This window comes from Legionella sheltonii (assembly GCF_026191355.1).
Lineage (GTDB): Bacteria > Pseudomonadota > Gammaproteobacteria > Legionellales > Legionellaceae > Legionella > Legionella sheltonii.
The window spans coordinates 130654-154558 of the sequence record NZ_JAPHOQ010000007.1 but is presented as its reverse complement, the minus strand read 5'-3'; the positions used below and the strand labels follow the sequence as shown (position 1 = coordinate 154558).

Below are 23905 nucleotides of genomic sequence, written 5' to 3'. Positions count from 1 at the left end.
GGAGGTCGATAAGTGGTTGAGTCGAAAATTGAAGTACATAAAAAAGTTTTTTCCATCGCTTGGGGGGATATGGATGCACTGGGGCATGTAAACAATGCACGCTATTTTGATTATTTTCAGGAAGCCCGTATTGAATGGTTACGACAACTCAATATCAGTATGACTGAAAATACCGGGCCCGTAGTAATTCATGTCGCATGCACTTTTTTAAAACCGGTCATTTATCCGGCGACAGTGACGTTGTGTTCCAAAATACACAGTCTGGGAAATTCCAGCATGATGATGGACCACGATTTATACCAGGATGAGCTACTGATGGCCCAAGGCAGTTGTAAAATTGTTTGGGTGGATTATGTTCAAAATAAATCGGTGTCTTTACCGGATGAGATCCGCAGATTTTTTAAGTAGAGTAATTAAATAAGATGTAGGTTGGGCTTTAGCCCATAGCCGTCAAGCTAAGCAATCGGAGCTAAAAGCAATCTCCTGGAAAAGGGTTGGCAAGAAACTTAGTTTTCGTTTCTTTGACGGCAAAGAGAGCAAGGTCCTCAAAGAAATCAGCAATAAATAATTTTAAGCGATAGAGAGAAGAGAACGCCTTGGTCAGTAAAGCGGATTTGAAGAGGAGCAAGGCACAAGATTTATAAAAAGAAATGTCTTTTGCAAGATGAATTCTGACAGGATTACATAATAAGAAAAACAGCATCATTGTAATAAATTTGCTATATATTTCAGTGAGTAATCGAGTAGATTTATGAGTGCGGAAGTGATTTATTTTCATTAAAGATTTGCTTAACTTAAAGAATAACTCTATTTGCCATCGCAAGGCATATGTTTGATGTATATCCTCATCCGTTATTTGTGTTTTTAAGGTATTGGTAATGTAAATAGACCAATCTTGCAGAGCGAGAGCTTCTTTACTAGGCTTCATGCCTCGACGTCGCAATCCTTCTTTGAGCTTATGTCGCCGTTGTTCGGCGATTTGAGAAGGGAGTCGTGTTGCAACAATTCGCACGGGGATTTTGTCTTTTGCTCCTAAAAGTACGGGTTGTGAAAAGAGAGCTCCTGCATTAGAAAGTGTTTTTAGTAAATCAATCGGCTGATGATCGGTTTGAAACAAAGTGGTTTTAGTGCGAAAGCGAGTGACAAAAAAAGCACCTCCATCTATAATTTTCTGAAAGGAACTCAGTTTAAAATATCCTAAATCCATTAAATAAAGTGCATCTTTTTCTACTTCCCTAAAATAATGATCAAAGCCTTGGTCATTATGACATCCGTCGGTTAAAGTCAATGCTTTGATTTGTCCTTCAAGATAGTCAAACATGACTTGAATTTTTAGTGCAGCATCAGAGGCAGCTCCTCCACTTCCCTTAAATAATGTATTGAAAATACTCGGTAAAGAAATCGTACTGCTGTCCACAATATTGATATGGCTAAATCCTTTTAATCCTTTAATGGCAGACATTTTTTCGGCCTTGAAATGGTTTAAGCAAGCATTTGAAAGTGCTGCTAACCACTTCACCGTTGCCTCGTTAAAACGCTCGTGAATACCCTGTTTCGTGATAGATATTTTTTCTTTCCTAAGTAAACTACTCAACTGCTCCAAACTAAAGTGTGGATTAAGGTTCCCTACAATCAACGCTTTTATAAATGATGAAGCGGTTACTTTTGATTGACGTTTGGTAAATCCATATTCCTTACCAAGTGTTCGCGCTTCTTTAGTTAAAAAATTAAAGATTTTTTGTGGCAAATTTGATATTTTGTTTAACAGCATAGAGTCCCTTTTTCTTTTTATTTCCCGGCTAGGAAAAAATTTAAAAGGGTACTCTATCTTTTTTTCTAATTAATTCAACCGCTTAACACCAAAAATCTACTTCTTAGCTTGACGGCTATGGCCTTCGCAGCCCAGCCTAAGCTCGCTCGCTAATTGATTTACCTGAATATCTTAAAGGTTTAACTTTGATTAATTCAATTGTTTTCATAATGTAGATAACTAAATCAAGCTCAGAATTATATAGCTCCTCTTGTAAAATAAAAAATCATAAAGAATTTAAGAAATAACAGCAGTACATTTAATAATCTATTAATGTGCTTGTTCTATAATCTAATTAAATCTATTTCTTAACTTGAGAAAAAGTGATGTTTACTGATGCTGAAAAACGAGATTTTTTAGTTAGGTTATCCCAAGTTTTTGCCGATCCTGAAAAGATAAGTCTATCTGTTTTTGATAGAGCACTTGCTTGGGTAGCCACACCAAGTGGAAAAAAGGTTTTATCCCTATATGAACTGGACGCATACGGAGTATTTAAACCCGATGGCTCAATAAATCAAACCGTAGCCGATAAATTCGGGATTGAATTTGATAAACAGCGAATTGCAACGAGGTTGGATGGTTATGGATCACTCAAGCATCTCACGATGAGAGAAAAAATTATTTTTGAATCAGCAATCTCTACTGTCATCATTGATCTCTCTTCTTTAAGTTATATGAAATTAATGTCAGTTCAAGATGGAATAGACTCTTTAGCCGGCAAAAATGATGAGCGTTCAAAAAAGAGAAAATTGCAGCTAGAGGCTGAACTAGAACTAATACGTTCGCATCAACCTGATAAAGGGTTAGATAAAGAAGTCTTTGCCGATTTTTGGCCGCCTAGGGACATTAAATTAAAAAACCCATTAAGTATGGAGCTTTCAGGTCCAGCGCAACAAATGATTGGAGGAGGGTATTACCGTTTTAAAGACACTAATGTGTCTATCTCTCCAGGACCTCACTCGAGTCGTGCTACTACGCCTGAATCTGCTCCAGAACACTACGATCCTAAAAGAGATATCGCTGTATTTTTAGACAACTTACGCTTAAATAAAGTAGCCCATGTATTTGCTATGGGTAGGACGTTCCCCTATTTTCCCCAAGATGGCTTTGAGGACAGAAAAATATTAGAAGATCGAGTTTTAGAAGAAGATTTTATTAATTATTTTATTCCTGATGAGAATGGCAAGGTCAAACTTCCTGATCTTCCTGAACTGATGGACCTCCAAGTCAATTCACATCCAATTAAAAAAGTTGGAAGATTTATAACTTATGAAATCAGCATTAATGGGAGTCAACCCATCCAAGTTCACCACTTTCCAATTCGTGATAAACAACCTTTAGAATTTACTTCAGAAGAATTAGCTTATGTTCAAGAAATAGGTAAAACCACTCCTCCGGAACAAAATATCCATACTCATTGTCGCGGAGGAAAAGGGCGTAGCGCTCAAGTTGCTTATCTTTTAGCATCTTTAAACCCGAAATACAGTCAGCTTACTCATCAAGAAAGACTGGCCCAAATGCGTTCTGAAAAAACCCCTCAATCTATAAGAGAATTTGTAGAAACCCCTATTCAAGAACAATATGTCGAAGACACTGGTTATCTCTTTCAAGATCAAATTGATTTTGAAGCAATAGATAATGGAGATATTGGCCCCTACGTTATTTATGGAACCCTATTAAAACAAGAAATTGATCAAACGATAAAGCTAATTGGCCTCCCTCAGGATAAAAATCTAATGAGAGGAGAATATAAGGCGCTTCATGAATTAATGGAGAGATACCAAGAATTAAGCGCCACTCCCAGGGAGCAATTGCCGCAGTGGATTGAAAAAGTAAGTCGTAATCCACTTTTATCTGAAAAAACAAAAGCTTCATTTGAAGAAATAAAAAATACTACCGATTATTTAGTTCGTGAATTTAAGGAAAATGCTGCCACCAATAAAAGTTGGGATGACTTGCAGTTATACATTCGCTTGCAAACTAATGATGACAATTATGTTGAACTCATAGCCAAAATATATGATGAGAAAGACAACCTATTAATGGAGGTGGCCTCAAGGGAAAAAGCGTTGCAAATCACTTCAGAAGACGCTCAAAAAGAACGGGAGAAGATAGAAAAATCCACTTTTTCTTTTATAACCCATATTCAAGAGGCCTACTTAAAAAATTCAGAGAATTTATCATTGCCCAATAAAGCACAATTACGTATTGATGTGAGCAATACTATTTCAGAAAAGCTGGATGCAATGATGAATGCCTTTAGTTCTGATGTCCCGCTCACCAAAGAACAATTTGAGAAATTAGAAAAAGAATATCATCAGTACAAACCTTTGATTGGTCTACTTGAAAAATCCAGTGATAAAAAAGATCAAGACCAACAATCAATGATTACTGAATTTAATAAATACAGCAATCTGGCAGAGCAAATATTCTTTTTAGGCTATGATCGATTTGCCTTAGAGCCTTCTCAAATCGCTTTAAAAATGGAGGGTCTATATCAACAGTTAGGGGAATATAGGGCCGCTAATGAACTCGATCCGACTAAGTGGAAGGACTTAAACGCTCAATTTACAGCCCTTAAAACTATACTGGAATTTACCAAAGCTCCCGAGGATCCCCACCCTCAAATTCAAACCAGGTTAGAGAAACTTTTCCAAGGCAAAAGAGAAAATACCTATATACCTTCGATTCAATTAATTATAATTAGTGAAGTTAAAAAGGTTGAACCCAAAAAAGAACAAGAATTGTCAGCCTTTGTAGAAGCTCTAGGCTCTGCTGTATTAGAAAAACTTCCGCCTGAGTATCTTGGTGAGGATCAAGATGGAGTTCATAAGCAGATATTTAACCAATTACTAGGAGATATCGGTGACCTAGCTACGTCTTATCGCGTAGTCTCTGGAGATGGGGTTATTCGTTTAGATGAGAAACCTCAGAAACCTAGCAGTCCCAGCCCACAAGAGTATGAAAAAGCACGAAAAGAAGTCGTTGAACTCATTTCAAAAGCCACTTCTGGTCTTGAACTTATTTCAAAAGCCACTTCTGGTCTTGAACTGACAACCGATTTAAAAATAAGGCTCGAAAATTTACAAAAAGACTATAACCGTCTTGAGCGTAATATCCAATTAAGGACTCCAGAGTTTGTTGAATTACAAAAACAATTTGATGAGCTGATTGCAGAATACAAAAAAGTAAAACCTAATCAAGATGATGAAGTTCTCAATTCTATGATTTCTGAGTTTAATCTTAAATTAAAGGGTCTTGTAGATTTCAATGCGGAGTACTTAAAATCGAAGCAGATAACGGAAGAACAACATAAGTTATCTATAGAAAATGCTCTAAGAATCAAAGAATTGAGTGATGCTTCTCAATCAGTGGCCCATCGAGAAACTCAAGAAGAAATTGACCATTTTGAATCAATAGTTGAACCTAAAAAGCAAAGGGGTAAATATCCTGAGCGTCCAAAACTTATCGTCTTCGATGTTGACGAAACGCTCCTTGATTTAGAAAAGAATAAACTTAAACGGGCAGAAGCACTGATACCTATTTTAAAGTATGCCCAAAAAAATAATATAAAAGTTGCAATTGCTACCAATCGGACCCCAGGTTTGGATAAAGACGAAGGTTCAACAGAGAAAGGGACATCGGTCGCCCAATTAAAAGAAATGATTCTAAAAGAAACTGGAATAGATATTCCATCCATGCTTACATTTCTGGATACTCCAACATTACGAAATGAGAAATCCTTAACCCTTAGTTATTTTGATGAAAAAATAAATAAATTAAAACAGCAAAAAGAGGAATTATCCAAACAACTCGTTCAAGCACCTCATCAGCCAGAAGCAATTAAGCAAGAAACGCGAGAAAAAATAGACAAGATACAATCTGAAATCGACTCACTTGAAAAGCGAGCCCATCGATTGGCATCTGGGAAATTCAATCATTTGGATTCTATCCGAAGGCATTATCATGATCTGGAAAAACCTCAAGGTTATGAGGAAATACAAAACAAAATATTTGCTGATTTTAAATCAACTGAACAAAGAAAAGCTTTAGCAATTGATGAGTCCGAACCGAAGAAAGAAGCATGGACGGCTTTGTTAGCTTTAGCAGAGAAGTTAAGGGAAAACATAGGCTCACCAAAACCATCAATAGAAACAACTTTAAAAGCTATTATTTTGGATTCTGATAAGCCAGAGCGTTTAACAAAGGGATATGGATTCGAAGCACAATTCAATGAACAGTTAAAACACATTAAAGATAAGGAGATTTTTAAGGAGGAAAAAAGAAAACTTCAGGAACAGTGGAATACAGAAAATAAAGTGAAACTGATTCATGACAATAAAGATTATTTTAATATAGCGCAAATCGACTCATTTTATGAAAGCCGGCTCGCTGCGCATAAACTATCTCTGGAGCGGAAGGAAACCTTAAGAGAGGAGGATGTTGTATTCTTAGATGATAATGAAAATATTATTCAACAAACGCGTAATCAAAGCAATTATCGCACTGTAAAAGTAAGTCCGGATAAAGAGGATTCTTTCCGATACTTAGTCGATTTTAACTATGAGTTAGGCGCTTATAATGGAGTTATTGCTTACTTAAATGGGGATAAGGAAAGAGCTCCTGCCGATTATGGTGTTGGCAAGAGAAATGCTTTTGCATCCTATTTACCCATCATTCCTAATTTTAAAGCTCATGAATTTACACATTCTCCAATTGTCATCGACGTAAAAATGTCAGTGATACTTGCTAAATTGCCCGAATTGAGTAAAAAAGAAGACGTGCAAAAACGCTATAAAGAGCAATTCCTATTGGCAGGACTTGAACGCTACCCCGAGATGTCCCCAGAAATTAAAAAAGATTTTGTACAATCCTACTATCGTGATGCGCATAAATCTTTAGAAGCTATCAACAGTAAACTTCGTGAATTAGTCACTACCCCCCCTGCAAATAAAGCTAGTTTTCGTGAAGAACTTACTAAGTTAAAAGCTCAAGCCGATAAAATCATAGCTATGGATGAGAAGTTTGCACGATCCATTTCACCTACTTTCTTGGCTCCTGAAGCGCAGATCTCAAGAACCATGATAGTTAGCAGTATTTTTTCCGGGAATTTCAGTGACTTGACAGTAGATCAAAATAAAGTGAAGTTGAAGGAAAAGCATGAGGAATTAAAATCAGCCCAGTATACCGTTTCCATAAAACATAAACCGGATATTTATCAGTTCAATATTGATCCAGACTTGCAAGAATTAGACCTTTTTGACAAGGAGTTTGTCGAAAAACAATATGAATTAACCATCTCCCAACAAATGCAATCTATGCGATCCAGCATACTCGCTTATGCTCCATTTATGGAAAAAGATGATGAATGGTCTATTTTGTCGGACCAAGTCATGAAAGATGAAATTTCTATTTCTCCGGTTCAACTTTTAAAAGTTCTTCAAGACGACTTTAAATCTTTAGATTTCAATGACCTAAGCGGAAAAAAATTTATCGAAGTACGTGAACAGTTGCTTGCCGCACAGGAAGTTTGTAAGGGTTTAGAATCAGTTCTCCCCCATCAAAAAGTTGTTGATAATTTAAAAGGAGAACCTGAACAATCTTATGAACTACAACTTTCTGAATTATCTAAACAAATAGCATCACGTATAAACCAAATCGAAAATTCGAATCAATATAATGCCATGCTCTTTTTGGATAAGGCGGAAGAATATATTCGAAATAAGAATTGGAATGTGGGATTGCAATGGACGAAACATACCATTACCGTTGATGGTAAAACTAAGAAAATACCGGCAACGGTCGCAGAACAATTAGAAATTATCCGTCAAGCGCGTCAAACTGGAGACTTTGTAGCTGCTAAAGCAGCATTTCTGGAAAAAGGGAATAAAAAGGAAATTTCTTTTAACTCGTCAAAATCAGCTCAAAATTATTATTCTCTATTCAAGAAGGAACTGAAAAGCGTAGAATTAGAAAAGGACTTGGAACAAGAGTTTAGTAGTCAAAAAATTAAATAAAATGCCATAGGCCTTTGTAGTTATTAATTGATACAAAGGCCGCTTTGCGAGTATAAGATTTGCATAGGCCGGGCTTTGCAGCCCAGCCCGCGATACGCTCAATGAAAGAACCTCAAAAAATATGCGTAATCATTCTTAATGAATTTTTTAAAATTAAGTGAGTCTGACCTCAAGCATGTGTTGTTCGGCTATTGCTGCAGATTCTATACGCTCAATTTCGGCTGAGCCAATTGAAGCACTTTTAAAGAAGCCAAAGCACGTTAAAGCACCTGCCGTAACCCCGCATCCTCCGCTGACATAAAGCAGGTGAGCTGCAGCAGTAGAGCCTGTTGCAATACCTGTTAGCAAGGCAAAAGGTCCTGTCCATGCGCCAGCGGCACACCCAATGGCAAAACCGATTGTAAATACTAAAAGACTGGTAATAACCGCGGTAACAATACCATCAAACGCATCTTTAAGGGTTACCGGCTGATCATTCAAAATTCTTTTGCATTCCTCTATGCACATCTTGATAAGCTCCTCTTTATCTCCTCGTGCACTCCTCAGATAAGTGATTAAGAGGTCTATTTGTCCGCCAAGTTGAATAAATTGCTCATCCGATAAATTAAATTTTTCGGCAGCAGTAATAAAATCATCTATGGCTTGATAGAGAAGTGAGTTAGGATTTAATTTATTTCTGGCTTGTTGTAAAGGATAAGAGGAACCGGGGCCCAGGGCCTTCATTCGTTGTGAGAGCTTGGCTAAACTCTCCCCTTTATCTTGAGCTGAAAAGACAATACATTCTGCAAAACCTTTTGTGTTTTCAGGAAGTTCGTCACCTATTTTTTGAAAAATAGAGGAGAGGCGTTGGTCGTCAGCACACTCATCGTGTTTTGTACCCACTAAAATAAGGGGAGCCTTTGGATTGAGTTTTCTAAATTGTGTAATTTTTTCTTTTATCTCTTGGATATCATAGTCTTCGGATACATCAACACAAAAGAGTGCTATTTTTGCATCTGATATAAGTTGAGCATTTGTTCCTCCATTGTTTAAACGATTTTTTGAAAGATTTTTAGTTTTCCATATATCCCATTCTTTTGATTTGAAAGCACCAATATCAAGGTTTGATTTTGACGATATGTCAACAGTTTTACCAGTCAGCAATTGGCAAAGTGTAATTTGATCGGAGTTCTTATTACCAAAAACAACTACTTCAACAGCCATAATTTTAATCTCTTAAAAGAAACAGATTGGGCGATTGTAATGCATTTGAAAAAAATAGGATATAAATCAATGGGGTAAAAATTCGATTAGTTTGCCATTTTCTTTTGCAATTTCCGATCGTAGGCTGGATATGTTTCATCAATCAAGTGACGAGCATGTATAGAACAAGCACAATTGATGTGTGTGTTCGACCAAATTTTTCAAAAATTTCAATCAAGCACTATTCGACTTGCTGCAGAAGGCTATTTATAAAGTGCTATAATTACCTGTGTGAGGTTAATTATGTACATAGATCCGATCGATGACGATGTTATTTCCTATAAATACGCACCTTTCTATGCGGAGTGCGATTCAAGAAACGTGGTAAATATTGAACCAGGCCAAGCTCATGGAATTTTCACCTCCGGCATGACGGAATGTGTTTCGTTTGCTTTTTTTATTAAAGAAAATAACGAAGTTAAGCGTCTGTCTATGATTCATTTCCCAGGAGGTATTTCGAGTGCTAGTTTAGAATCCAAAGTGGGAAAAGAGGTCATTATGGCAATGGTGGCTCATGCGCCTGAGGGGGCTGAAATTGACGCGGTAATAGGATTCAGCAGGTCACACTATCCAAACGGCTTGTATGATGATATGGAAATTTTAGATGTCCTTAATCAACAACTTACCGAGTTAGGATTTCAACTGACTAATCTGCATCTTTGTGAGGGAGGTGGTCGAAATTTAGACGAGTCAGGTTTTAGTTTCGGGATAAATTTTAATGGTAAATATGGAGAATTTATAAATTGCCATGGTCTCATTGCTAAAGGGAACTTAAATTCAAAAGAGGCTTGTGTCAATTACAGCGATTCCCCCACCAATCTACCGCAACTGCGCTATTTGCTGCATTTGGCGCGTTTACGCGGTGATAAGCTACGATGGGATGAATTACAAAAGGATATTCAAACCCTGGAGAAAATCCATTTCGATAAAGACTTTTCTCAAGTGAAGGATATGCCATTTAAATTGGCACAGCAGGATATTCCATTTAATAATCCTGCCCAATTAAAAGATATGATGCTAAGAGCGCGCGAAGGAGAAAACAAGGAATTATGGAAACAAATAAAAACCGCCATAGTGCAAGAAATTGAGCAATGCGATGATAAATATGAGTCACTAGTGAAATATAAATCAATTTTAAAACTGCATCTTGAGAAAAATTCTGCAAATCAATACAAGGGAAGCTTTCTTAGTAGAACTTTTCAGCAAGGAGAGCCTACTCATTGGCGACAAGTCAAAAAATATGACGCAGCAGCTCAAACTGTTGCAGGAGCACAAGTATCGACATCAATCGATTCTGAGTCTCCTGACCCAGAATCATCGAATCCTCGAAAAGGGTTTTGACTAACACTATGGGCAACAAGCGAATTCTAACAACTCAATAATCTGAGCCATCTAAATGGCTTTTGCTTCATCGGGTTGCATCACCTCCTTAAACGTCATCCATAACTTTTTTTCGAAATCATAAAGTTTACATTGTTTAAAAATACTCAGCACGACACTCAATTTAAAACGATACTCGTGAAAATAGATTCCATATTTTTCTTTTAAAGCATGATGTGCCTGAGGCAGATTATAAAACGGAATACGCGGATCCAAATGATGAGGAACATGGACCATGATATTGTGCAGTAGGAGCCTTGATATTTTGGAGCAATGGATAATGGTACTGCAATATAAAGCACCGATAGAATGAGACCACTCGTTTTTCACATCAAAAAAAGGAATATTAGGATGGGTATGATGTAAATAGACGATAATGGCAATAAAATAATTAAAAACAATAAACGGTACGAGAATGGAAAGTACTATCCCCATTACCCCTCCGGCAAAAAAATAGGACAAAATTGACACGATAAGTGCGTATAAGAGCACCATTATTTTTCCCTTTTTATAATACCCTCGTTCTTTTTTGTTTTTCCCAGGGTTGAAACACAGCATTTGTTCCCACCAAATCCTGCGTAAATAATGAAAAGCGCTGGTAAAGAAACAACGTTCAATTCGATACATGCCCCGTTGCATTAGGGAGAGTGCTCGATATTCTTCGGAGGTTAAAGGGCGCCATATCCAATCAATAGGAGAAAAAGAAGCAAACCCATGATGGACTTTATTATGGCCAAAACTCCACATCCGATACACGTTCAAAGAGGGGAGCATTGCTATGGTTCCCAGGACTTCAGCGACGGTACTGTTTTTAAAAAGTGCCCCATGTGCCGCATCATGGGCCCAAACAAAAAGCATCGCCGTAGAGAGTCCTGAAATTAAACTTCCGACCAGCTGCAGTTTCAAATTAAACGATGAAAAAATAAGGCTTAATCCAAATAGGAAAAGAAATAAGTCCAAAAAATACCAAAAAAATGTTTTAACGTAAGAGCGCTTATAACATGCTGGCGGAATCACTGTTCGTGCAACAGATGATTTTATTAACTTCACATCCTTCCATGAATTTTTGGGGTTCAAGCTCATAAATACTCCTTAAGAAGGATTAAAACATACAGAATACTTTCTTATGAATAAGATTTATTTTTGAGCATATTGTAAATGTTTTTTTGCAGAATACCTTGATTTAGATCATGGAATGATTATTAAATTTTCCAATCGGGTAAAAGCATAGGGCACAGAAACCGAAGCGAACTAACTCACTATCCCGGCAATTAACTTGAGCTGGTCTAATTGCAAAAATTGAACTTTCTTCTGTTCGATGGCGATCATTTTATTTTTTTTAAACTGGGAAAATAAGCGGCTAACTGTTTCTGCTGTTAATCCCAGGTAGTTTCCAATATCCTGACGAGACATGGGTAAAACCAATTCCATATGCTGTTCACATCCATGTAGCCGTTTAAATAAGTCGATAAGAAAAGCGGCTAAACGTTGCTCTGCAGTGACAAAATTTAAGTAAGAACCCACGGTTAATTTTTGACTGATTAAATACAAAATATGTTTTTGCAGACTGGAATTAGAATTCAATAAATCAATAAAATGATTATAGGGAATTTCGCACACGACAGTCTCAGCAAGGGCAACCGCAGAGAAAAGATAAGTTCCAGAGGCAATCGCTTCAAATCCTAGAATTTCTCCCGCAAAATAAAACCCCCGGATTAATTCATTTCCTTCACTATCCACTTCAAAAGTTTTTAAATTTCCTGATTTGATTGCATAAAGGCTATGGAATGTATTTTGAGGAAAATACAATGCCTGCTTCTTTTTAAGAACATGATGCTGTTTTACAGCCGAACTAATTTGATTTATCCAGTGAGGGCTGCCTTCTTCGATAGTACAAAAAGGGAAAAATCCGCAGTTGGAACAGGGGTGAGTTTTATTAACTTTGTCGCTCATCAGAGATTACGGAGTGCTAAATCACATAGTTTATCTTGTTTTGAGACTTTTTTGTATTTTTCCATGACCTAGATCAAGGTATTTGAGGGGATAACCTAGATACAATGCGGCAAAGTGAATAAAAAAATCACAATTATAAATGTACCATGTGATTGATAGCGTGGATTCGATGAAAACAAGTGCGAGAACACAATGAATAAATTAACTAAAGCTTTAATTTCTGGAACGATCCTCTCGTTAGCTACCCCCGCAATGGCCGATTCACCATGGCTCGTTCGATTACGCGCAATCGATGTATTGCCGAGTGCCTCAAGCTCAACCATTAGTCTTATTGGCGGGGAAGTCACACAAATTAGCAATCAAGTGATGCCTGAGCTTGATTTGAGTTATTTCTTTACCCAACAGATTGCCCTTGAACTGATTTTGGCTACTACACGTCATAGTGTTGAGGCGACGCATACCGCGCTTGGTAGTGTGGATTTAGGCAAGGTCAGTGTATTACCTCCAACGCTTACGGCACAATATCATTGGGATTTTAATTCCCTCCTTAAGCCTTATGTGGGCGCAGGTATTAACTACACTTATTTTTATAATGTGAACAGCGGTCCAGTAGCAACCGACATCGAGTATGGTTCAAGTGTAGGTCCCGCATTACAAGCAGGTGTTGATGTCGCAATTAATGATAATTGGTACCTCAATGCCGATGTAAAAAAAATCTGGATTAAATCCAACGTGACCGTTGATACACCTATCGCTCAATTAGAAACCAAAGTACATATTGATCCTTGGGTATTTGGTTTAGGCGTAGGCTATCGATGGAGTTAGTAGCGTTTAACTTTGGCATTTTTTAATAAGTATGATGATCAAGCCGATTACACGTGATATTTCTTTGACTTTAGTGATCAAACTCCTCCTTCTCTTTGTGTTGTGGTGGGTTTGTATTCGCACAATACATCCCCGGCTTGAAGAAAGTGATATGTGGCTACTCGGCCCAAAAGAGCAAACGCTCTCTCAGCAAGTAATTAAGAGGTGATTAAATGATTCCTGCAACTGATGTAGTTGATTTGTCTCGATTACAGTTCGCTTTAACTGCATTATACCATTTTTTATTTGTCCCTTTGACCCTTGGATTTTCTGTATTATTGGCAATTATGGAAACCGTGTATGTCATGACCGGTAAAGAGATTTGGCGTCAAATGGTTAAATATTGGGGCGTTTTATTTGGCATAAATTTTGTTTTAGGTGTTGCTACCGGTTTAACCATGGAATTTGAGTTTGGAACGAACTGGTCCTATTATTCGCGCTATGTTGGGGATGTATTTGGAGCTCCATTAGCCATAGAAGGACTCATGGCCTTCTTTCTGGAAGCAACTTTTGTAGGATTATTTTTCTTTGGTTGGGAGCGCTTATCCAAATTCCAACACTTGGTTTGTACCTGGTTACTCGCTTTAGGTACTAATTTATCGGCGTTGTGGATTTTAATCGCAAACGGCTGGATGCAAAATCCTGTGGGTGCTTATTTTGATTATCAAACCATGCGCATGGAGGTGAGCAGCTTTTTTGATATTTTATTTAATCCAGTGGCACAAGCAAAATTCGTCCATACCATTAGCGCTGGGTATGTTACCGGTTCGATCTTCGTTTTATCCATCAGTGCTTATTTCCTGTTAAGAAATCGCAACAAGGATTTCGCAAAACGATCAATGACTGTTGCTGTATCATTTGGTTTAGCCTCGGCGTTATCGGTTGTTGTCCTTGGTGATGAGAGCGGCTATCTTGCCAATGACGATCAGAAAATGAAAGTCGCTGCTATGGAATCGATGTGGGAAACCGAGAAGACTCCTGCCAGCTTAACTCTTTTGGGTATTCCCGATGAGCAAACAAAAACTACAAAATATGCTATTAAAATTCCATATGCTTTGGGAATTATTGCGACCCGCTCATTTAACACTCCTTTGTTAGGGATTAATGAGCTCATTGAGGAGGGTAAGGAGCGAATTAAAGACGGCCTGTTAGCCTATAATGCATTAAGCGTCTTACAACGTGATCCTGATAACAACCAGGCGAAAGAGCACTTACAAAACCATGTTAAAAACTTAGGTTATGCCCTTTTGCTGAAAAAATATACAGCAAATCCCTCTGAGGCAACTGAAGAGCAAATTAATCAAGCCGCCCATGACTTGAAACCGAAGGTAGCCCCCCTCTTTTTTTCATTCCGGGTGATGGTTGCCTGTGGCTTTTATTTCATCCTTTTGTTTGCTGTAGGTTTTTACCTTTCTGCTAAAAATAAACTGCATGCTACACCATGGTACCATCGGATGGCATTTTATTCCTTGCCATTGCCTTGGATCGCGGCTGAATTGGGCTGGGTAGTTGCTGAGTATGGGCGACAGCCCTGGGTTGTTCAAGGGGTGTTGCCGACTTTTATGGGCGCCTCCTCTTTATCAATCGCGCAAGTGCTGACTTCGTTAACTGGGTTTGTATTATTTTATACCGTGCTGGCAATCGTAGAGCTGTACCTCATGGTTAAGTACATTCGATTGGGCCCAGAGGAGATGCTTACCCATTAGAACATCGGTATCTTTTTCTTTATCGATTAGGGGTCGAGATGATTAAAGTGAATCACCCACCTTCATTATGGAGTGTACAATGATTTTAGATTATGAAACCTTAAGAGTAATTTGGTGGCTATTACTAGGCGTTTTATTAATTGGTTTTGCGATTATGGATGGCTTTGATCTGGGGGTTGCCATGTGGTTACCCTGGTTTGCCAAGACAGACACCGAACGTCGTATTTTAATTAATACGGTGGGACCTACTTGGGAGGGTAATCAGGTATGGTTTATTCTGGGCGGCGGGGCAATTTTTGCGGCGTGGCCAGATCTCTACGCGCTCTCATTTTCCGGGTTTTATTTAGCGATGCTGGTTGTGTTGCTGTCATTAATTTTAAGACCTGTAGGATTTAAATACCGGTCTAAACTGGAAAATGCGCTCTGGAGATCCATCTGGGACTGGCTGCTTTTTATCGGCGGATTTGTGCCTGCACTCATTTTTGGAGTGGCTGTAGGCAATGTGTTACAAGGTGTTCCCTTTTATTACGATGACAGTCTAAGAGTGATTTATACAGGAACGTTTTTTCAGCTACTTAATCCCTATGCCTTGTGCAGTGGTGTACTTTCAGTGCTAATGCTTGCGATGCAGGGTGCTTTTTTTCTCCAGATAAAAACAGAAGGTGTATTGCAACGAAAAGCAAGAACAGGGGCGCGTTATGCCGCTTTCTTAATGACGCTGTTATTTATCTTGATGGGCTTTTGGACTCATTTCATAGATGGCTATGTTTTAAACCAGCCGATGCTCCATGATGGCCCATCCAATCCTTTACACAAAGAGGTAGGCAGGCAAATTGGCGCTTGGTTCATTAACTATAGGGATATGCCGATTTCGCAATGGGTTCCGCTTTTAAGTATTCTTTGTGCCTGGTTGGCTATCTTTCTAGCGAATAAGCCATTGATTGCATTTATTTTGAGTAGCTTGAGCGTTGGCTCATTAATAGCCACAGTAGGCATCAGTATGTTTCCATTCATTCTGCCTTCTTCCTCTCATCCCCAATACAGTTTGATGGTCTGGGATAGTTCATCGAGTCAAACGACTTTATTTATTATGCTCATTGCGACGGTAATTTTTCTTCCTATTGTTCTTGCATACACCGGATGGGTTTATCGTGTTCTTCGTGGAAAGGTTAATGAAAAAACAATTAAAGAACAAATGTCTTCATATTAACACTAAGGAGAAAAAAATGTGGTATTTCTCTTGGATTCTTGGAACTGGACTCGCTTGTTCATTTGCCATATTAAACGCCATGTGGCTGGAACTACGGGATGCCGATAAAAAAAAGTAAGAATCCAAAATTAGCTCGGGTAGTAAGGGAAAGGGCAGGGTAATAAAATGCATATAAAAAAAGATATTGCCATCATCGGTGCTGGTCCAACGGGTTTAAGCCTTGCAGCTTCCCTTGCCCATACTTCTTTGAAAATAGTCTTATTAGATAAGTTACCCGTCGAGTCCTTGCAAAACCCGGATTATGATGGCCGAGAAATTGCCCTAACCGTTCCGACTATCAATAGTCTAAAAAAACTTAATGCATGGGACAAAATTAATTCGGAATTTATTTTTCCAATAAAACAAGCAAAAGTCCTCAGTGGAGGCGAATCTTATGCATTAAATTTTAACGATGCGGGCACTCTTTTAGGGTATTTGGTTTCAAATCATTTAATTAGGAAAGCATTGTATGAGGCAGTCTGTTCTTATTCGAATATTGAAGTAATGCCGGATACTGCCGTTGATGCCATTCAAGAGCACCAGAGCACACGCTCAGTCCATTTATCCAATCAGTCAGTTATTGAGGCCACTCTTGTCATCGCAGCTGATAATCGCTTCTCCGAGTCTCGTAGAAAAGTAGGGATTGCATCTAATACCCGTGATTTCTCTAAGGTGATGATTCTTTGCAAAATAGAACATGAACGAGAACATCATCATTGTGCTTATGAGTATTTTAATACCGACAAAGTCGTTGCTTTTTTACCCATGTCTCCCCATGCATCATCACTGGTGCTGACGGTTTCGCCCGACAAGGCCAACTATATAAAAAGGCTTAATGAGCAACAATTTATTTCAAATCTTGCCAATCAGTTTGAGCAACAGTTTGGCAAGATAAAAGCAGTTGGCCAGCGTTTTTTTTATCCATTAGTCGGTGTTTATTCCCAACGGTTTATCGAAAAACGCTTTGCATTAATCGGTGATGCCGCCGTGGGAATGCATCCTGTGACAGCCCATGGCTTTAATTTGGGATTGAAGGGCGCAGAATCATTGGCAAAGGAAATCTGCTGGGCAGTGGCACAAAATAAAGATATTGGGTCGAAAGAAATCTTGGAGCGTTATCAGGCCGAGCATAGGCAAGCGACTAAGCTAATGTATCATGGCACGAATTGGATAGTCAGTTTATTCACCAACGATACGCTTTTTGCCCAGCTGCTCAGTCAGTGTACCTTAAGACTCGCAAATCAGGATTTATTGCCTTTTAAAGGGATTATTATGGATTATTTAGCCGGCAGGGCAAGCCCTATTACTTCGCTTATTGAAAAGGTTGGTTCATGTTTTTAAATAATGTATCTGAGCACTTAATATTAAATTACGAAGGGCAATTTCCACGGTATACGAGCTACCCAACTGCCCCTCATTTTTCTACGGGAATTAACGCGGCAACTTATTCGCAGTGGCTTGGTGAGATCCCAGAGCAGGACACTTTGTCCTTATATATTCATATTCCATTCTGCCAACAATTGTGTTGGTATTGCGGATGCGCTACGAAAATTAATAACAGACAAAACTCTATTGAAGAGTATATTAAAGTATTGACGCAAGAAATTGCATTGGTTGCAAAACGACTATCTCCCCAGAACCCCTATGTCACTCATATTCATTTTGGTGGCGGCTCACCAACGATCTTACCCCCGCAGTTATTTTTGCATTTAATGAACACGCTTCGTGAGGCCTTTAATATAGCTCCTGATGCAGAAATCGCTATAGAAGTCGACCCTCGTACCGTCAATGAAGAAAAAATAAACGCTTATGCCATCGCCCTCGTGAACCGAATCAGTATTGGTGCCCAAGATTTTAATTCCGAGGTGCAGCTCGCGATCAATCGCGTGCAGCCATTCGAATTGGTTCAATCATCCATCAATCTTTTTAAACAGTACGGCATGAACAATATAAACGTTGATTTGATTTATGGATTACCCAAACAAACCAAATCAAGTATTCAAAATAATATCGAAGCTGTTTCTTCATTAGATCCAGACCGGATTGCTTTTTTTGCCTATGCCCATGTCCATTGGATGAAAAAGCACATGCAACTCATTCAGGAAAAGGATCTCCCCAATGCCGCGGAGCGCATAGAACAGTTTGCTTTGGCTTCCGAACTGTTAAAACAAAAAGGATATTTTGCTGTTGGGTTAGATCATTTTGCTAAACCGACAGACTCTATGGTACGCGCGTTAAATGCAAAAACGCTCAACCGAAATTTTCAAGGATACAGTGTTGACAGTGCTTCGCATTTGATTGGGCTAGGGACCTCATCCATCACTCAGCTCGGCAATCGATACGTGCAAAATACCTCGGAGTTAAGGCAATATAAAACCGATATTTTAAATCAGGTCTTACCCATTGTGCGCGGAATCGAAATTACAGGAGAAGATCAATTAAGGAAATCGATTATTAACGATATTATGTGTTATCTGGAAGTCGATCTCAAAAAAAGATGTACTGAGTTTAATTATCCGCCGGATTATTTTGCTAGTGAGCTTCGCTCGCTAGATAATTTAGTCAAAGATGGACTGGTGCAAATTAACGATTATGTTATTCAAATCCACCCCAAAGCAAGACAGATTACCCGAGTGGTAAGCAGCTATTTTGATCGCTTTTTTATAAGCGATACGCGAAAACATTCAAGAATCACTTAAGAACCAAGATTCAATCGATGTTTTTGCGAGGTTTAATGATTTATTCTAATCCATTCATTTCGAGTTAATGCATCAAAATCGGACGCTGGGTTTTGTAACTCAGCCTTGGCTCGCTATTGCGACAAAAGATTGGTTCTGCGAACTAAATCCTGTTTCTGGCATACTTGCTCTCAACGAGTAATGTGACTTGCCAATACAATGATGCTCCGATGGCTTTGTACAACAAACTCATAACAATTAGCTATGCAATTTTTGCCGGCTCGGTGGAGGTTGGTCCTCTAAGTGTTGCGAATCATGTTGAGATAACTCACTTTCTTTACGGACATAAGATCTATCATAAAATACTCGGGATGAAGACGGAAAAAAGGTCACCTTAGATTGTTCCATAGCTAGAACAGCAACCTGATTAGATGAGTCTTTAATTTTGGTGAGCATAAACTGCGCATCAGCGTAACGATCCAACTCCTTTGATTTGCTTAAGTGAACTAATGCATACTCGATGTTACTTTGCATTTCGTTCATTACACGTTGTTTTAATGATTTACTTATTTCTCCTTGGTTATTAACTTGAACTATAGAATCGTGTAATTTTTTTAGATTATCAAATAATAAGTCCAGCAATACACCATCCCGAATGATTTTTTTATAATCATCATTTGATTTAAAAATATCTTCTAGCTCTTCATATAGATCAATTAACCACTCTGCTAATGCCGCCGTAGGGAGATGTGTTTGTTGTATATGATGACAAAAATAATAAACACTGAGGTTGTTAGTATAATGTTTACGATAATTAAATGCTTTGAGCTGGTCTTTTATTTCAGGGAGGTATTCTTTAATTTCGGCCATATTTTTAATGTAGTTATCGATAAACTCACTAACATTTCCCATGGGCTTTTTACAATTGGAATCAAGTACAACTCCTATTCCCGCTAGTCTTGGGAAGTGCTCTATCAATTCTTCTGAACTGAGCTTTAAACAATTAATTTCTCGGATAAGCTGGCGAAACTCAGCTTCAAGCATTAAATATTCAATAAAAGTTTCAATAGATATGCATAATTGATGTAAAGTATTTGGTGCTAAGGGGAGTTCCCACTTATCTTCAAAAATATCCTTTAGTCCAATTTGGATAAATCTTTGTCGTGAACTATCATTCATCGGATCGATTTGACAAAGCATATGAAATTTGTCGAGAGCAGTCCCTATAAGAGTAAAATAGTTGGTTATTTCAGGGTGTTTTTGTTTTAATTGATTGTTTAGCGAATGCAATTGATGAAGTTCTTTCATAAGAACAAAATCGTTTGGCTCAGGATATTTATGCTGCTGATACAGGAGTTCATAGAGAGTTATTAATTCATCTTTCTTGGCAAGGGATAATTGGTTCCACCAGTTTATTAAGCTGGCTTTCTCTAAAGCAGAATACCACTGTTGCTGAAGTCCAACCTTGGCAAAGGTATAAGGAGATGCAAATTCGCGCAGCAGTTGATAGAGCTCTTCCTCTGTTTTAACATTTTTCCTTAATATTATTTCGGCAAGCTTAGGCTGAATGCTGATAATTTCGGCATAATCAAGCCAATTCCCACCAAGGAGAACTTCAGTATCCGTGCGAAAATTTAACTGTCCTAGCTCCACCTCAACTCTATCGGTATAAAAAATTTGTGGAAACTCGTGCTGAAAATAAGGAACATCCCATACCGTTCCTTCTTTCACCTTGATATCTGTTTGTTAATCTAGGTCTGGTAATCTGGAACAAAATTCAGGAAAAATAAGAGCTATTCCGAATTGGTTTATTAACTCCTGCTCTCACAGAATGGCTTATCCACAAGTCCATAGGCCAGTAGAGCCTTCATCGTCTCGGATAGGCCTGTGGACCCTGTGGGTAAGCCATGACACACCGAACTATGTTTTAGAAACCGTACTAGGGTGTCCGAAATACACTTGAGCTGGTGTTAAATATCCAAAAGACTGATGGAGTCTTCGGTTGTTATAATATTCAAAATACTCAGCTAATTCCAGCTCTATCTCTTCGATTGTTTCGAAATCATACCGATAGAGTTTTTCTTGCTTAACACTGCGCCATAAACGTTCTATGAAAATATTATCGAGGTATCGGCCGCGCCCATCCATACTGATAGAGATTTTGTGGGCCTTCAAGGTATTGATCCAATCATTAGACGTGAACTGAGCACCCTGATCGGTATTAAAAATATCACACCGCCCCTGTAATAACGCGTTTTTTAGCGCCTCTACACAAAATTCTGCTTCTAATGTTGGGGACACCGCCCATTGAAGCACATACCGACTATACCAGTCCATGATGGCAACCAAGTAAACATGGCCTCCCTTCATACGCACGTAGGTAATATCAGCAGCCCAGACCTGATTAGGCTTAGTGATATCGATGTCACGTAATAGATAGGGGTACACGGTGTGCTCTTTATTGGGAACGCTTGTATTTGGCTTTGGGTAGACGGTTTCTAATCCCATAGCCTCCATGAGTCTCTTGATGCGTCGTTTACCAACAGGATAGCCAACTTCAAGGGACAACCATTGTGCGCGCTTCACTTTACCTTCACATGGATACTGGAGATAATGCTCGTCTAACAGCGCCATGAGCCGCTCGTCCTCTGCTGATATAGGAGACGCTTTGTAATAATAACTGGAAATACTCAATCCGAGTAGCATGCATTGTTCTCGGATTGATATTTCAGCGTTGCTATCAATCAGCTTACGCTTTTCATCCAAGCTCAGTGGCAGTCTTTTTTTTTAACCATGATAATTGGGCTTGAAGTCGACCAATTTCCTCATACAAAGCACCAACAAGCTCGGCTTGCTCTTTTTTATCCTTATCATGAGAATTGGAAAAAGCATCTGAAATAGCCTGCAATGCTGTTTGCTTCCATGCTTTAATTTGGGTAGGATGCACACCGTATTCGCTGGTCAGTTGAGCCTGAGTCAATTTTCCTTCAATTGCCGCAACTGCTATCTTTGATTTTTTTGATGCCGTGTAATAGTTTCTTTTTTTGCTCATTCTATTCTCCTCTGTTACTTAGAAGAATAGCTCTTAAAAATTACCTTTTTTCGTCCAAAAAACCGCGCCTATATCATGTTCCCCGTCATGGGTTAGTCCGTTTGTTCCTCCGGTTAAATGAATAATCTCAGCAATTTCAGAATGTAAAAAAATAAAATGAATGTATTTCCCTCCATAAGCCAGTATTGTTGCCAACCCCATTCCTTTGCTGTATTCAAAGGTGCTCAAATAACCTGAATCTATATATCCATTCAGATCATGAGACAATAAATTCATATGAATAGCTGGACTTACATTATATTTTTCAAAATGTTTTGGAGAGATAGCGGTTAAATTATCTGTTCTAATAAATAACTTACGAGGAGGAGGACGATGAGTTTCTTTTTCAAATTGACTAAACACAACTGCACCTTATCGTTAAACGACATTATTATAATCGTTTAATTAATTTTGGTCAATTTGATTTAAAATAGAACCTAATGTTTAAATTAATGCGGTCTTACCCTAGTCGAAGAGTTTATTCTAAAGTGAGGCTTTGACACTGCATTTATAATTTCAATACAATCTAATGCATAGGGCGTGTTGACAATTCATCCCCACCGCCTACGTGCCGCGACCTGTTCGCGGCAACCAGCCGATCTTAATCAGTGGCAAATTTCTTCATAAAGATCATGCCATTCTGTATTTAGGTTCTCAATCAAATGTAACTTCCACTGCCTGGGCCAATTTTTGAATCGCTTTTCACGTCGAGCAGCTTCTATATAGGTTTCATGAACCTCATAATAAACCAATATATGTACATTGTACTTAGCTGTAAATCCCGGAATCAGGCTGTTTTTATGTTCCCAGACTCGTTTAATTAAATCTGATGTTGAACCAGCGTATAGTGTACCATTTCGCTTGCTTGCCATAATATAGACATAAAATGACTTCATTTTGCTTCCTTGTTTTGATCAGAGTGTTGGACTCAATGCGATGATATCACCTAAATTTCACTGATTACATTGGTAGCCAAATATAGGAACAAGCCATTGCGAGCATCATCAACTTGTTCTTTGAGGACCAACGATTGAATTGTTGATAGGCAGAATTCCAAAATCCAAACTCTTTAGGTAGGTCTCGTCAAGGGCAGCCTACACGCATGCGATATAACATTGCCTCAACCATCATACGAAGATTAGGTTTGTCATATATCTGATGCTGTAGCATTATCTCCTTTAGCTTAGACCATAGCTCATCACTGAGCATCAGTCTAGCCATTGCAAACTCATTTTATACTTGATATTGAAATCGATATATTATGAGTTTGCTCTTATTCATCAATCGATTAGAGCAATGAATTAAGTTCATCTTTAACTTGACCATTTCCTGGATGCCGCGAACAAGTCGCGGCACGTAGCCGGTGGGGATAAATTGTCAACACGCCCTAGTATTTGTTTAATTTGTTTCATATGAGTGGCAAGGGGTTATCTTATTGGCAGCAAGCTTGGGATAATGCAGGATTCCTTAAAGATTATCAAAATGCTGATTATTTGTTGCAACGTTATGCACGATTATCGTTTACTTCTTATGGGAGGGAGGTAGCCAATTTTTATTTTGGTGAATCAAGAAGTATTTTTGCCCCAACTATTAACTCTAAAAACAGTCGATCTAGTCCGAAAGGACAACGAATGAGTCGTGTTATTGAGGATTTACAAAGTATCCTTAATGGTCGTCCTATTTATAAAGATGGTGATTTGCATCACATACTTCGAGTGTTTGCTGAAAAGACGGGTCAAGATTACACGACATCTTTTACTCTTGTAGAAAAACCATTCTTTTTTGAACATTTTAGGTTCTGGGAATTTTTCTTTTCTTTTTTGAAGCAATGTTTTGGGAGAGAACACATTGAAGAAAAAGAAAATAGTTGCTCTCAGAAAAATTAAAAATCATTCTAGCTGAGTCTTGATAAACC

The 23905-nt window shown here is 38.3% G+C and carries 20 protein-coding genes and 2 pseudogenes; 12 read left to right on the top strand and 10 right to left on the bottom strand.

Going from position 1 to position 23905, the window contains the following annotated elements:
- Window positions 1–12: 12 nt before the first annotated feature.
- Window positions 13–408 (top strand): acyl-CoA thioesterase, encoded by a 396-nt coding sequence (locus tag OQJ26_RS09395; protein ID WP_265703589.1) that lies wholly within the window; start codon window positions 13–15, stop codon window positions 406–408.
- A gap of 61 nt (window positions 409–469) precedes the next feature.
- Here OQJ26_RS09395 and OQJ26_RS09390 read toward each other — a convergent pair whose 3' ends face one another.
- The gene (locus OQJ26_RS09390) at window positions 470–1771 is read right to left on the bottom strand and encodes an IS4 family transposase (RefSeq protein ID WP_265701860.1); all 1302 of its coding nucleotides are present in this window, start codon (window positions 1769–1771) and stop codon (window positions 470–472) included.
- Window positions 1772–2136: 365 nt separating this feature from the next.
- Here OQJ26_RS09390 and OQJ26_RS09385 point away from each other — a divergent pair, with 365 nt between their 5' ends.
- Window positions 2137–7827: a hypothetical protein gene (locus OQJ26_RS09385; protein WP_265703656.1), complete on the top strand. Its 5691-nt coding sequence runs from the start codon at window positions 2137–2139 to the stop codon at window positions 7825–7827.
- A 153-nt stretch (window positions 7828–7980) separates the two neighbouring features.
- Here the strand turns inward: OQJ26_RS09385 and OQJ26_RS09380 are convergent, their stop codons facing one another.
- Window positions 7981–9030: a hypothetical protein gene (locus OQJ26_RS09380; RefSeq protein WP_265703588.1), complete on the bottom strand. Its 1050-nt coding sequence runs from the start codon at window positions 9028–9030 to the stop codon at window positions 7981–7983.
- Between the two features lie 118 nt (window positions 9031–9148).
- Between OQJ26_RS09380 and OQJ26_RS19455 the strand changes: the two are divergent.
- Window positions 9149–9276, top strand: a pseudogene (locus tag OQJ26_RS19455) (Y-family DNA polymerase); the annotation flags it as partial.
- A 36-nt stretch (window positions 9277–9312) separates the two neighbouring features.
- Window positions 9313–10410: a hypothetical protein gene (locus OQJ26_RS09375; RefSeq protein ID WP_265703587.1), complete on the top strand. Its 1098-nt coding sequence runs from the start codon at window positions 9313–9315 to the stop codon at window positions 10408–10410.
- Window positions 10411–10461: 51 nt separating this feature from the next.
- Here the strand turns inward: OQJ26_RS09375 and OQJ26_RS09370 are convergent, their stop codons facing one another.
- Both OQJ26_RS09370 and OQJ26_RS09365 read right to left on the bottom strand, forming a co-directional pair.
- Window positions 10462–11532 (bottom strand): fatty acid desaturase, encoded by a 1071-nt coding sequence (locus OQJ26_RS09370; RefSeq protein WP_265703586.1) that lies wholly within the window; start codon window positions 11530–11532, stop codon window positions 10462–10464.
- A gap of 168 nt (window positions 11533–11700) precedes the next feature.
- A complete protein-coding gene (locus OQJ26_RS09365; protein ID WP_265703585.1) occupies window positions 11701–12402 on the bottom strand; it encodes a helix-turn-helix domain-containing protein in 702 nt (233 codons plus the stop codon).
- A gap of 192 nt (window positions 12403–12594) precedes the next feature.
- Here OQJ26_RS09365 and OQJ26_RS09360 point away from each other — a divergent pair, with 192 nt between their 5' ends.
- From OQJ26_RS09360 to hemN, 7 genes are all read left to right on the top strand, one after another.
- Window positions 12595–13227, top strand: a complete 633-nt coding sequence (locus tag OQJ26_RS09360) for an OmpW/AlkL family protein (RefSeq protein ID WP_265703584.1) — start codon at window positions 12595–12597, stop codon at window positions 13225–13227.
- 31 nt (window positions 13228–13258) lie between these two features.
- A complete protein-coding gene (gene cydP / locus OQJ26_RS19450; RefSeq protein WP_416209954.1) occupies window positions 13259–13435 on the top strand; it encodes a cytochrome oxidase putative small subunit CydP in 177 nt (58 codons plus the stop codon).
- 4 nt (window positions 13436–13439) lie between these two features.
- Window positions 13440–14972 carry a cytochrome ubiquinol oxidase subunit I gene (locus OQJ26_RS09355; protein ID WP_265703583.1) on the top strand — a complete coding sequence of 511 codons (1533 nt, stop codon included), beginning with the start codon at window positions 13440–13442 and terminating at the stop codon, window positions 14970–14972.
- 79 nt (window positions 14973–15051) lie between these two features.
- Window positions 15052–16182: a cytochrome d ubiquinol oxidase subunit II gene (gene cydB, locus OQJ26_RS09350; protein WP_265703582.1), complete on the top strand. Its 1131-nt coding sequence runs from the start codon at window positions 15052–15054 to the stop codon at window positions 16180–16182.
- A gap of 16 nt (window positions 16183–16198) precedes the next feature.
- On the top strand, window positions 16199–16300 hold the full coding sequence (gene cydX / locus OQJ26_RS09345) for a cytochrome bd-I oxidase subunit CydX (protein WP_265703581.1): 102 nt from the start codon (window positions 16199–16201) through the stop codon (window positions 16298–16300).
- A 47-nt stretch (window positions 16301–16347) separates the two neighbouring features.
- Window positions 16348–17562, top strand: coding sequence for a 5-demethoxyubiquinol-8 5-hydroxylase UbiM (gene ubiM / locus OQJ26_RS09340; RefSeq protein ID WP_265703580.1), 1215 nt, complete (start codon window positions 16348–16350; stop codon window positions 17560–17562).
- Entirely contained in the window at window positions 17553–18920 is a 1368-nt protein-coding gene (gene hemN, locus OQJ26_RS09335; RefSeq protein WP_265703579.1) for an oxygen-independent coproporphyrinogen III oxidase, read from the top strand. The genes ubiM and hemN overlap by 10 nt, the downstream gene beginning before the upstream one ends.
- A 237-nt stretch (window positions 18921–19157) precedes the next feature.
- On the opposite strand, the gene OQJ26_RS09330 is transcribed toward hemN, so the two are convergent.
- From OQJ26_RS09330 to OQJ26_RS09305, 6 genes and pseudogenes are all read right to left on the bottom strand, one after another.
- On the bottom strand, window positions 19158–20630 hold the full coding sequence (locus OQJ26_RS09330; protein ID WP_265703578.1) for a hypothetical protein: 1473 nt from the start codon (window positions 20628–20630) through the stop codon (window positions 19158–19160).
- Between the two features lie 189 nt (window positions 20631–20819).
- Window positions 20820–21665, bottom strand: a complete 846-nt coding sequence (locus OQJ26_RS09325) for an IS3 family transposase (protein ID WP_082650874.1) — start codon at window positions 21663–21665, stop codon at window positions 20820–20822.
- Window positions 21658–21951, bottom strand: coding sequence for a hypothetical protein (locus OQJ26_RS09320; RefSeq protein WP_065235619.1), 294 nt, complete (start codon window positions 21949–21951; stop codon window positions 21658–21660). The genes OQJ26_RS09325 and OQJ26_RS09320 overlap by 8 nt, the downstream gene beginning before the upstream one ends.
- A 33-nt stretch (window positions 21952–21984) precedes the next feature.
- A complete protein-coding gene (locus OQJ26_RS09315) occupies window positions 21985–22353 on the bottom strand; it encodes a hypothetical protein (protein ID WP_265703577.1) in 369 nt (122 codons plus the stop codon).
- A gap of 242 nt (window positions 22354–22595) precedes the next feature.
- Window positions 22596–22886, bottom strand: coding sequence for a GIY-YIG nuclease family protein (locus OQJ26_RS09310; RefSeq protein ID WP_265701966.1), 291 nt, complete (start codon window positions 22884–22886; stop codon window positions 22596–22598).
- A gap of 100 nt (window positions 22887–22986) precedes the next feature.
- Window positions 22987–23211 (bottom strand): annotated as a pseudogene (locus tag OQJ26_RS09305) (transposase); the annotation flags it as partial.
- A gap of 191 nt (window positions 23212–23402) precedes the next feature.
- Here OQJ26_RS09305 and OQJ26_RS09300 point away from each other — a divergent pair.
- Window positions 23403–23876 carry a hypothetical protein gene (locus tag OQJ26_RS09300; RefSeq protein WP_265703576.1) on the top strand — a complete coding sequence of 158 codons (474 nt, stop codon included), beginning with the start codon at window positions 23403–23405 and terminating at the stop codon, window positions 23874–23876.
- The last annotated feature ends 29 nt before the right edge of the window (window positions 23877–23905 follow it).